Genomic DNA, 11,426 nt, shown 5'->3' with positions numbered 1-11,426 from the left:
TTGTCCTGAACATCAATGCGGGTTTATTAAGATCATCTCTAATCTTTTTAAAGTGCATCACAATGCGTTTATAATTTGTATCTGAAGTTGATTTGTCTATTAACGCTACCAATTTATCCAAAATTGGAAACGATAGTTGCCAACAATGTCGATATTCGCTCGCAAAAGTGTAAACTTCTGAAGAATAGCCAGATTTAATTTCATCTAAAGGTTTTACTAACATTTGTAATAAATCATTTTGTTGTTTTGCAGAGAATAAGCACCAAGCTAACTCTACAACATCATTTGCTGTTAAACTAAAATTTTCAGCTTTAGGTTGCTCTATAATTAGTTCACCTTCTAAAACTAATTTATGACAATAAGCTACCGCCTTCGGTAAATCTACTTTAGAAATTTCATCAATACTTTTTACATTCATATATTGGTGAACAAGATTATAAGCATCAGAGTAGATTAATCCCTTTTTGCTGACTAGCATATTAACCGCATCTCGTAAGCCTGTGCGATCATCTACTGTTGTTTGAGTTCTCTCCGCTTTACCTTTAAACCAATAATTGTATAAAGCCTCAAAGCATTCTTCTTGATACTTAATAACACGATCCTTTAAATCCGGTCTAACTTTTTCAGGATTAATGCTAAATAACCAACCATTCAATTTACGAATTGGCATACAGAGCATTTCATAAGTTTTTCCATCTGAACCAGTTGTTTTCATATGAGTACAACTGAATTTATCTTTTGAATTTTCTAGCTTTCTTTGTTGCGTTCCCCAAGATAGTCCCAATGCATCAACTATAGGTTTAACAGCTGTATAGATAACATCTTCAACTTTTAAAGTAATAAGTTCTGCATCATAGAAAGTAATTGTTTGGGTAGAGATTTGAGTGTTCATTGTTATATTCCTTTTGAATAGGTTGGGCGGATAGGGTGTTCAAAACCGATATAACGACGGCGTGGGTATTGGTTATTTCCTCACCACCCTATCCATAGATTGAGTTTTATTTTTGTATTGAAATTAGCTAGAAAAGAAAAGGAAAACACAAATTTCAGATACAAAAAAATCACATTAACGTAGTGAATAACGGTTATATATATTTTACAAGGCGTTTTGAAGCACCTTGATATAAATATTAAATAAGAATATAGGGATTGTCAAATGAAAAACCCCAACCAATTTTCATTGATCGGGGTTGATTGCTCTAAGGCATAAAAAACTCATCTTTCGATGATAATCGCTCTTTGGCGTTATTCCGAAATTTCTTTTAACGTACCATTCTTTTTCGCTTGTTGATACGCTTTTTTAAATTTTTGGGCTGCTTGTTTTTTCATTTCGGCAGCGGTCGTTTTCTTCATCATTTCATTCCTCCTTGTAGGATGGGGTTTTGATCACAAAACAATCTTGATGACTGCCTAAATCTGTTATTGGTTGAAAGTTTACCATAAAATCGCTCGGATTTGCACAAAGTTTTTTATACATTCTGATTAATGAAGGACGTTCTCCCACAAAAACATAACAATCTGGCTTAAACCTTACATAATGTTGATAGACAATTTCCTCAAGTTTTTGTTTTAATTCGGCAATTTGTTTTTTACCAAAGTTATGATCCAGCGGTGGAGCGTACAAGTCGTCATTTTCTATTTCAAGATAATCTTTCACAAGAAATTTAATGGAATACACCTGACGATGATGAATGTATTTTGTTATATTCTCGTCATCATTAAAGAAAAATAACGTTTCATCATCTTTTGAAAAAATGGCTAAGTAAGTGACATTTTCAATATTAAATTCGGTATGAATATAAGTGATGTTATTCTCATTTGTTTCAATAAACTGCACTTCTAATCCTTAAGTTGGTGCCAAGAGGTTCGTAAACCGCAAGAAGTCGGCTGGGATTATTCCCCTTTCAGGTATTTTATTCTCCGCCCTCTCGGCATAGATAGATGTGTACGTTCAATTCGTGAGAAAAGAAAAAGGAGAAACACAAATTTTACGTATAAAAAAACCGCTATGCTGTCGGGTGCGGATTTCCGCTTCTTGTTAAGGCTATGACACCTTGATTTAAATATTAATACTAATTGATTTTGTTGTAAATGATTTTAGATTGTTTTTAGCGTCAATAATAATTCTGAAATTGCTTTTAATAAGTTAGGGCTAATCCATGCCATTGAAAATATAAAAAATAAAATCAATACCACGTAAGCAAGTTTTCTTGCTTTATCCGATTTGTCTATCATTTCTAGCATTTTACAAATCCCTTCTGCTACTACATCAAATAAGAATATGCAATCATTAGTGCGCTAACTCCCAAGCAAGTTGCTAAAATCAATGCAGCATTCGCTAATTTATTTCCAACTTTATCTGCGCCTTCTTTACTCATTTTTCCACCTACCTTTACTTGATGTTTTGGTGTATACTTAATCAAAATTGCTCCTTAGTTTGCTAAACTTGGATAAGAGGTAAAGAAAACCCCGATTGTTGGTCGCAATCGGGGTTTGCTGTTTAATTTATTCAACAATAAAAAAGCCTGTCTTTGTAAACAGGCTTTAAAACTATTCTTTTTTGTTATTTTTGCGATCTACATCGACAAAATAATATTAACCAGATTACATCTTCATACACGGTATTTATATTACAAGCTCCACAACAACAAAGGAGCAACTATGAAAGCACGATTTAAGGATTGGTTAATATTCAATCATTAGCTATGTTCTAGTTTTGTTTTATGACTATTTATAAATGTTTTCAAACCGTCAATATGTTCTGCAAGATCACCTTTTACATCTCTTCCCATAGCATCTAGAATAAAATATGCTCCTTCCACTCTCGCTAATTTTGCAGCAGGAACAAAATCACTATCTCCAGAAATCAAAATAATTTTATTTGCTAATTTTTTTAGAACTACACTTGTAATATCAATACCAAGTTTCATGTCTACGCCTTTTTATTTTGGCTTTAAAGATACATTATTTGGATTAATCTGCTTATAATCTACTTCCCCTTTAATCAACTTTTTAAAGTTATGTACTGCATCTACGCGAATAAATCCCCAATCAGTTTTAGTGTCAACACTTAACTCGCCCATTCGGCAAGCAACATAAGGCTGATGTAACAATGCTTTATGTAAGGCAAGTTTATATTTAGTTATATCACTTATAGCAAAGTTAATCTCTTTCCCCGTTATTGGGTGTTGAGCCTTATTCATCAATGGTGGACAATCATAGAAATAGATACGATAAAGCTGTTCTCCATTGCGTCTATCAACATGACGAATCCAATAACGCCACATTTCTTTTGCTAATTTATCAGGAGACATTTTCATTTCTGGATCAACTTTAGAAGTAAATATGCGGATAAAAAAGCCAGCATCAACAAAAATAGCTACTTTTCTCTTCATACGGAACCTATATTGCATATAATAAAAAAGCCTAAGGGTCATCTATTTCGGAATAGTGAAACGACTCGCCAAAGGCTGGATGTAAAAAAACATAACAAGTATAGTCATTATGTTTGTTAACTTTAAGTATAACAACTCCAGTTTTTAAATACAATATAGATCTTACTAATTACTTTTTACTTACCTCCGTGCTAAAAATTCTTCACTACCATCATCAAAATCTTGGTTATTTTTCACCGTATTTTGGTTGTCGAAAAACGACATAAAATCAGTGAATTTTGGTGATTCTTTTTTATAGTCGCTATTAATAGCCGCTAACAAGTAAGCGATTTGTGCAGTACGATAATCTTCACGCCACAGCCCGAAAGGTTGTTCTTGATAGAATTTTTCATATTCTTGCAAATGCCTTTCGGGCATTGCTTCAATTTCAGTTAAAGTTTTTCCCAATGCAAGCGATAAAGTTAACTGGAACTTTCTTCGCTCGCTGAGTGTTTTGGGCTATCTTCATTTTCTGCTTGATTAAATGCGGATAAAACACTGTCATCTAACTTTAAAATGGACTCTAAATCTTCCCTACTATCAGGATCAAATAAATTATTACCATTTTCGTCACATAATTTAATCGCTAAATTACGAGCTAGACGATATTTGTCCGCAATCGGTTCTAACTGTTTAGTTAATTGCTCTTCATCATCAAAATTGAGATCAAGACCTTGCTCAATAGCTTGAGCTTTCAGCCAGTTTTGATATTCAAAAATTTCACGATTAACATCTCCAACTGTAAAAGAGCGGATATAGTAGGTATTACCGTTAAGTTCAAACGGCTTTAGAGTAGGTTTAATCGCTAATAATGTTTCACGTGTACCTTGATTCACTGTCAATTTCCTTATTTATTAGTTAAAAGAGGTAGTTCAATTTGCATTTTGTTTTCAATAATACGGATTGTTGCTTCTAGCACAGGTTTTTCACCCTGCCATTCACGCAAACCTTTTCCACATAAACTGGCAAAATGCTTTTTCGCTTTGTGTTCACCAATAGCTTGGTAATATTGTTCAAGTAGTGTTGCTCCACCTTTAGCTAATTGTTCTGCCATATAATTAAAGGCTTTAATGTAAGAAATTTTTATTGCCATTGCTTTTTTAGTTCTATATCCCATTACTAAAAGCATAAAACCGTCTTTTGTCATTTCAAACATTGGGCGCTTTTCACCTTTTTTGTCGATATATTCAACCAAACCAAAATTGGTTCGGTTAAATTCATCATCTCCAGCCTCCAAAATTTCTCGAATATCTCGAATAACGTGGTGATGATATTTTCCAAAAAACTTTTGCGACTGTCTCTGAATTTGTCATCACTTTACGATTTTTAATTTGTACAAATTGTTTAAAATTTTCAGGGTTTGCAAGTTGCATAATAACGACCTCTATTTTTGGATATAAAAAAACTGCCTGTATTGCTACAAGCGGTCCTTTTTTTTACTGATTTATTTACCAATTATGCTGTAACCGGTAATATGTAATCGCGTTTAGACGGCTTAATCGTTACACCCGATTCAAAATTGCCTTTCACTTCACCACTGATATTGGTGCTGGTTTGAATAAAACCTGTGCCATATAACGATCCTTGCTTGTTCTTGAACACAATCAAATACGGGAAAGTTTCTTTGCCGTAGAACTTCTTGCGTAAATCTGCTTGCATTGCTGTGGCTGGCGCCCAGAAGAAAGTCAGTTTTACACTACCAAACTCGATATCACCTGGTTCGGTTTCTGTTCCCTCACTACACATTGTCGTAATATCTTCTTCAGTAAGTGTATCTCCATCTTTTTCAATGTTTTTAATCGCACAAAAGTTAGATGACCACGTCACTTTTTCAATCTGTGCTTTTGCGAAATCCGTTGGTCTATCCTGTGCTGACCAATCCACTTCATCTGCTAATGTAATGCTGTCGGTTTGGACTGACTTGACTGGATAGTAGCCATCTAATGCACCCAATCCCGATACTTTAATACAATCACCTGCTTTTACACCACTACTTGCTACTGTAAGTGTCGCCTCTGGGGTAACAGTACATGCTGTAATTGCTTTTTTGGTTGCTAAGCCAGTGCCGATATAGAATTTTGTCCCCTGGAATGGGGTAGTCATTGTTGCCATATATTAGTCTCCATATATGATTTGATATTGTAAATTTGCTATATACCAAGTCCGTTTCTGCGCATCTTGTTCATAGTGATACCCAGTTAAATAACATTGCTGTAATGTATCCAATTCGTCATCTTCAAAGGCTTCCGCCAGATGTTGAACGATTTGCTCAGCCAGCTCGTCGAGCGGAGCTTCACCTTGGGTTGATCGTTGATAAATGGCAATATTTAAGATTGCCTCCCACTCACCACCACATAACCCTGTTGGCTCGCTTTGCGCATCGTCAATAAAAACCGCCAGTGTGGTTGGTTCATTGTCTAAGTCAATAAAGGTTGGTCGCCCAGCCCAAACGTTAATTTCAGGGTTTAACATTCGTAGCTGTAAGGCGATCTGTTCTCGAATCGCTTTATGAATCAGCATTTTTTCTCCCTAAGAAAAGACCGCACTTAAGCGGTCTTTCAATTCTTTCTGTAATTCGGTGGGATAATCTTTAAGGGCTTGTTGGTAAGCCGCAGTCAATGGCTGGCGCAGTGGAATTTTCACCACGTCAATAGAATAGCGCGCACTCCCTGCCCGTTGCATTACGTGCGTGCGTCCATTAGCAAGGGTTTGGATAAAACCACGTTGTACCGCATATTTCCCCACCATAATTGCGCCACGCCCTTCCCACACCCGATTCGCTTTGCTCTCTAACAGGCGAATTAGCGGCAATGGTGATACATTAACGCGTAACTGCGCACGCAGCTTGGTAGCGGTTGCACGCTGATGTTTGCTTTGCCTTGTTCTGCCTTTTAGGGTTTTCACTGGCACTCCGATGTCTTTAGCAACATTTTTGGTAGCTTGATTGCGCGCCTTTGTTGCCAAATGATTGATGGTTTTTGCTGCTTGACGATTAAGCTGCTTCACCACCTTATTCGCATTACGTCGGATTAAAGCGAGATCTTGCTCTAACGTCATTATTTACTCCAGTTGCAAAATGATCAGTTGATCCACCAACTCAAAGGCTTTAACCAAAAACTGCTTATCCCCTTGTTCCGCACGGTCACCAACACGTGGACGATAACCGCTTTCTTTAAACAGTGTTAATGTGCGCTTAGTGCCGTTTACCCGATATTCTTCGTTATGCTGCAACATTCCTTCAAAACGCTGTGGCATTTCATCGTAAGTGGCGGGGTAAACAACACCTTCAATCATCCAAGGCGACATCATGATATCTGTTATCGCCTTATCTGCTTGCGCTAACGCCTGTTCAAACGGGTTAAGCATTGATTTTCACATCAACTTCTTCAGATGATGTGCCTGAGTCAGTCCACGCAATACCAAGGCGTTTGTTGCTGGCAGCAGTTTTGGTTGCGCCATCTGAATCAGACCAATACAACACATCACCTTGTTTAATGTCATCAGCTTGTTTGGCTTTTACGCGCCATAAACCGCCGACAATCCCTGTGCCAGTTGCTTTGTTTACAACGTCGGTAACTGCAACCACAATCAGATCTTGCAATACCACTACATCACCACTTTTCACATTTCTTGTCGCGACAAAATCAATAGTATCGCCGTTTTGAATAAAGTTTTTCGCCATAATATTTTTCCTTATTACTAAATAAAAAAAACCGCCCAAAAGAGCGGTCAGTTTTCCTTATTTTTATGCATTAGTTACACGTACAATACCACGGTGATCTAACACATTTACCCCTGCGTCAATTCGTACCTTAGTGGTTACACCATCAACAGTAAAACCTGTTTGTTGGTCGATAAATGGTTGTTCAACACCATTGAGGTAAGATACTTCAATGGCATCTTTATTGAGTAAATACCAAATCTTCGCATTCTCTGCCTGTAATCGTTGTGATTTTGTCACCGGCACCACATCTTTTAATGGGTTAATAATGCCAGAATTAATATCCGCTCCTTCCACTGAACTTGAACCAAGAATCTGTTTTGCTCGAGTATAAAGTGAGGTTGGTGCAAGTAAGACATCTGGCTCAATCGCAAGCTGCTTACCATCAAAAGATTTTTGTGCATTCATTAGCTGAATAGCTTTATCAATATTACTTAAATCCATTGCAGCACCTGTTAACGTATTTTTATGAGCAACATCATAAAGTTTTTTACCGTCGTAACTCATCACAGGATCACCAAAGAGCTGAGCAAACACTAAATCTGCGATAGTCGCTCGTGCAGCTTGACCAAGTTTATAAGGGACTTGGGTCAGCATATGCATATCATCATTGATAATAAGTTGGCGTGTAAGACTGAATAAAGCACCGTAAGTAGCGAGAGATACTTGCATTCCAGTATCACCAAGTGTTACGTAAGTATATTCAGCCCCTTCACGCACTTGTGGCAAACTATCAAAACCACCTAAGCCAACACGATAAGCTGGACGAAAATCAGTAAGCGTGCCTTTATGCGTCCACTGCTCAAAGTTTTCACTGCTTTCTTCCCAACCTTTTAATACTGACTTATGGGCAACATCAATTAAAATTTGCCCAAAGTCAGAAGTAGAGTGGGTAAACGCCATGCCTACCATTTGCATTGCATTCATTCCAGCAATGCCCACGCCACGATCCACCAACGACGCACGCGCCAATTCACGCAAGGTCATTGAATTGTAGGCGTTATCTTTTTCTGCTTTTTCAAAACCTGCACGTGTAAGCAAAGCGGCTTTCACGCTATCACCGACAATATTACCGTTGTCAACGTGAATATGGTTTTGTGACACACTTGGCGTGGTGTTTTCACCGAGTTTCGCCAACAATTTATCTTTAGCTTGCTCTGCGGTTATCGTAACATCACCTAAGCATTCCACTAACAAATCATTAAATTGACCGTTAAATGGAGCAAATACCGCCTTGATTGCCGTATTTCGTTGTGCCATTTGTGCTTGCACTTGTGCAGTATTATCTACCATTTTAACCACTGGCTTTTCGTGTGCTTGTGATTGATCTGCATTTTGTTCTGGTGCCACATTCTGATTTTTTGCGTTGCCTTGTGGCTTCAACAACATATTTTTGAGTTCATTAGGCATATTAGTAAAATCCTCTATTTTTTTAGATTGAATGGAAGCCATCACCACAAGGGGATCGGCTAGTTTGTCAGCGAAACCAAGCTCAACGCATTCTTTGCCTGTAAGCCAAGTTTCCACAGCGAGCATTGCCGCTAATTCATCTTCGGACTTGCCTGTTTTCGCGGTGTACGCCATCAATAACGTACTTTCCACTTTATCCAATAAGTCCGCATATTTACGCAGTTCTTCTGCATCACCACCTTGAATGCCCCATGGCTTATGGATCATTAGCATTGCGTTTTCAGGCATAATGACTTCATCGCCCGCCATTGCGATAACGGAAGCCATAGACACAGCAAGACCGTCTATATAGACGGTCTTATTCGCTGGGTGATTTTTCAGTAAGTTATAAATGGCTATGCCATCAAACACATCGCCACCGGGCGAATGAATATGGAGATTGATTTGCCGCACGTTGCCAATCTCTTTTAGTTCATTGGCAAATTGCTGTGCTGAAACGCCCCACATTCCAATTTCATCATAAATAAAAACCTCCGCACTTTGATTGGCGGAGGCTTTAATGGAAAACCAAGACTGATTATTCATCTTGTTTATCATCGCTACGGGTGCGAGTATCATTTGTTTTCGTTTCATTGATTATTCCTTGTGTATTGGTCAAATCCGTATCAAATTTAAGACCTGCTTGTTTATTCTCTCGTACTTCTACAATACGCTGGCGTTTCACTTCTGCTTGATTATTGCCACTTGCTCGGATTGCTTGTCCCTCTGTTGCTAATCCTCCTTTGATCCGTTCTTTCCATGCATTCGCCTCTTTGATTGGATCAATCCACGGCATTACTGGACCAGAATAAACTGCATTAAACAATGATTCTGGGTCAACATCAGAGGGAACATTAATGGCTTGTGCAGCAATTGCCATTTTTAGCCATTCCCGATAAATTGGACGAGAGATTGCCGCCACAAAGGTATCTTGTAATACCGCATAACCCTCAAAACTTTCGACCAACTCTTGTCGTTGAGCGGAATAAGTGCCGTTGTAGTCACGGGCTATACTGGAATAGCTTGAACGTGTACCAGCCGCAGTAGCACGTAATTGTCCATTGCGGAAACTCTCTAAATTGGTGTTAGGGCGGTTAGAATTAATTAAACCAATATCTTCTCCTGGTTTTAAATCATCAATCACCGCACCAGGTGCAACATCAAATACCCGCTCATCTTTTTCATTTATGTCATCTACATCATAAAGTTGAGCATCACCTTTTTTAATATACATTGTCATTGCTGCTGCAATGCGTGCAGCGACGCGCTCACTTTCTTCATAGTCTTTCAGATCGGCTAAACGAATAATGACACCATGCAGCATACTCACGCCACGAATTTGATGTAATCGCTTACGAAAAGCCAAGTGCAACATATTTTCTGCCGAAACAGTTTTGACTTTGTCGTAAAACTTACCCGACTCTTGCGGATTATCTAAATAAACTTGATAACCTGTTGGCTTACGCCACGCATTCAAATAAACACCTTGTAATAAATTTTCTTTTGCCACATCAGTATTCATCGGCACGAAATCTGGCTCTAAGGCTTCCAATGAAAAAGGAATACTTGAAGCATGAGTTAAACCGGGTACTTTTCCTTTCACCAACTGCACGAACACTTCGCCATCACGCAACCAAGTGCGTAATAGCATTCGTTCAAGAGCAGGACGGGTATACAATCCTGTTACTTCAGGTTTGATCGACCATTCCGCCCACAATTTACGGATTTTTTCCGCAAGTGCTTCGTGAACATCACCATTTTTCATTAAGGGTTGTGGTTCAATATGAATGCCTTTTGAGCCAATTACCCGTTCTTCGAGTTTATCCAAAATCCCAATTACAATATCATGATTTTGATCTAACGCTCTTGCCTGTTCACGCAAACTCACCGCACTTTGTCGTACATTGGTATTCGCTCCTTGTCCGTCTCGGTTAGCTTTATGTGTTCTGCTAGGTATTGCTGCTTCATAAGTGTTGAGTACATAACGGCTTTTAAACCGTTTTGCCGCCCATTGTGGCGACAGTGTTGCAATCGTTTTTTCTAAAAAGTTCATTAAATAAACCTCGCATACTTAAATCTATGCTTTTTCACTTTCTGCCCACTTGTTGCTAACATTTCATCTAACATTACTTGATACCGATCACGTTGTTTGGTCAATTCACTGATTTGCCAAGAAACTGAGCGACCATTGAAGCTCACTTGGCTTTGTGCGGTTTCTATTTTTTCATCAAGTAAGCGAATTTTTTGTTTAAGTTCTTCAATGGTATAAAGGCTCATCATCACCACCAACGCAATGCCGATATTAATGGTGTAATACCTAATGCTAATACAGCAAGTGCAATCAAAATTATCGCGATGCCGATAGCAATTTTAATAAATGGGCTAGCATAAGTTTCCACTTCTAATCCCTCCTTTGGGTGGATTTTTAACTTTGTTTTGCTATAATTGCTCATAATTTATTTAGTCATTCCTATTTAATGATTAAATGAAAAACCCCAAGGTGCTGCAAACGCCTTGGGGTTTATTTTTCCCGATTGCGTTGTGAGTTCTATTTTCACAACTTAATGTCTTCAATTCTTTTAAACTACTTTAAAGATTTTTCCCAAATAAAAAACCCCGACAGTTAAAAACCATCGGGGTTAAAAAATTCCAATAAAAAAGCCAAAATGTAATTAAATTACACTTTGGCTAGTATGGAAAATACTACTGCATTTTTTTGCACTAGTCAATTAATTCAACAAATGATCTACTGCTTTAATAATAAAGCCAACTGGTAAGTGGGCTTTGTCTTGAGATAACTACCTTGTCCTGAACATCAATGC

16 protein-coding genes are annotated in these 11,426 nt (G+C 37.9%); all 16 read right to left on the bottom strand.

What is annotated here, in order from left to right; genetic code table 11:
• On the bottom strand, window positions 1–892 hold an 892-nt coding region (locus QV06_RS04430), incomplete at its 3' end, for a phage antirepressor N-terminal domain-containing protein (protein WP_065237114.1).
• A gap of 465 nt (window positions 893–1,357) precedes the next feature.
• Window positions 1,358–1,837 (bottom strand): helicase, encoded by a 480-nt coding sequence (locus tag QV06_RS04425; protein WP_065237113.1) that lies wholly within the window; start codon window positions 1,835–1,837, stop codon window positions 1,358–1,360.
• A gap of 427 nt (window positions 1,838–2,264) precedes the next feature.
• Complete coding sequence (locus QV06_RS11770; RefSeq protein WP_167348597.1) at window positions 2,265–2,423, bottom strand: hypothetical protein; 159 nt, start codon at window positions 2,421–2,423, stop codon at window positions 2,265–2,267.
• Window positions 2,424–2,699: 276 nt separating this feature from the next.
• Window positions 2,700–2,930, bottom strand: a complete 231-nt coding sequence (locus QV06_RS11835; RefSeq protein WP_209435878.1) for an NYN domain-containing protein — start codon at window positions 2,928–2,930, stop codon at window positions 2,700–2,702.
• A gap of 12 nt (window positions 2,931–2,942) precedes the next feature.
• Complete coding sequence (locus tag QV06_RS11830; RefSeq protein WP_209435877.1) at window positions 2,943–3,395, bottom strand: hypothetical protein; 453 nt, start codon at window positions 3,393–3,395, stop codon at window positions 2,943–2,945.
• A 180-nt stretch (window positions 3,396–3,575) separates the two neighbouring features.
• On the bottom strand, window positions 3,576–3,812 hold the full coding sequence (locus QV06_RS04415; RefSeq protein WP_065237115.1) for a phage tail assembly protein T: 237 nt from the start codon (window positions 3,810–3,812) through the stop codon (window positions 3,576–3,578).
• Between the two features lie 44 nt (window positions 3,813–3,856).
• Window positions 3,857–4,270, bottom strand: coding sequence for a hypothetical protein (locus QV06_RS04410; RefSeq protein ID WP_065237112.1), 414 nt, complete (start codon window positions 4,268–4,270; stop codon window positions 3,857–3,859).
• A gap of 11 nt (window positions 4,271–4,281) precedes the next feature.
• A complete protein-coding gene (locus QV06_RS04405) occupies window positions 4,282–4,671 on the bottom strand; it encodes a Rha family transcriptional regulator (protein ID WP_245174246.1) in 390 nt (129 codons plus the stop codon).
• Between the two features lie 218 nt (window positions 4,672–4,889).
• Entirely contained in the window at window positions 4,890–5,546 is a 657-nt protein-coding gene (locus QV06_RS04400) for a hypothetical protein (protein ID WP_065237111.1), read from the bottom strand.
• A gap of 3 nt (window positions 5,547–5,549) precedes the next feature.
• The gene (gene gpU / locus QV06_RS04395) at window positions 5,550–5,954 is read right to left on the bottom strand and encodes a phage tail terminator protein (protein WP_065237110.1); all 405 of its coding nucleotides are present in this window, start codon (window positions 5,952–5,954) and stop codon (window positions 5,550–5,552) included.
• 9 nt (window positions 5,955–5,963) lie between these two features.
• The gene (locus tag QV06_RS04390; protein WP_065237109.1) at window positions 5,964–6,491 is read right to left on the bottom strand and encodes a phage tail protein; all 528 of its coding nucleotides are present in this window, start codon (window positions 6,489–6,491) and stop codon (window positions 5,964–5,966) included.
• A 3-nt stretch (window positions 6,492–6,494) separates the two neighbouring features.
• The gene (locus QV06_RS04385) at window positions 6,495–6,800 is read right to left on the bottom strand and encodes a phage tail protein (protein WP_065237108.1); all 306 of its coding nucleotides are present in this window, start codon (window positions 6,798–6,800) and stop codon (window positions 6,495–6,497) included.
• The gene (locus QV06_RS04380; protein ID WP_065237107.1) at window positions 6,793–7,116 is read right to left on the bottom strand and encodes a DUF2190 family protein; all 324 of its coding nucleotides are present in this window, start codon (window positions 7,114–7,116) and stop codon (window positions 6,793–6,795) included. Before QV06_RS04380 ends, QV06_RS04385 begins: the two co-directional genes overlap by 8 nt.
• Window positions 7,117–7,179: 63 nt before the next feature.
• Window positions 7,180–9,198: a ClpP-like prohead protease/major capsid protein fusion protein gene (locus QV06_RS04375; RefSeq protein ID WP_065237106.1), complete on the bottom strand. Its 2,019-nt coding sequence runs from the start codon at window positions 9,196–9,198 to the stop codon at window positions 7,180–7,182.
• On the bottom strand, window positions 9,143–10,657 hold the full coding sequence (locus QV06_RS04370; protein WP_065237105.1) for a phage portal protein: 1,515 nt from the start codon (window positions 10,655–10,657) through the stop codon (window positions 9,143–9,145). Before QV06_RS04370 ends, QV06_RS04375 begins: the two co-directional genes overlap by 56 nt.
• Window positions 10,657–10,881 carry a hypothetical protein gene (locus QV06_RS04365; protein WP_039150737.1) on the bottom strand — a complete coding sequence of 75 codons (225 nt, stop codon included), beginning with the start codon at window positions 10,879–10,881 and terminating at the stop codon, window positions 10,657–10,659. Before QV06_RS04365 ends, QV06_RS04370 begins: the two co-directional genes overlap by 1 nt.
• Window positions 10,882–11,426 lie beyond the last annotated feature (545 nt).

The organism is Gallibacterium genomosp. 3, assembly GCF_001678475.1.
In the GTDB taxonomy this organism is placed as follows: Bacteria; Pseudomonadota; Gammaproteobacteria; order Enterobacterales; family Pasteurellaceae; genus Gallibacterium; species Gallibacterium faecale.
Note: the sequence above shows the minus strand (reverse complement) of the source record. Positions and strands in the feature narration are given on the sequence as shown.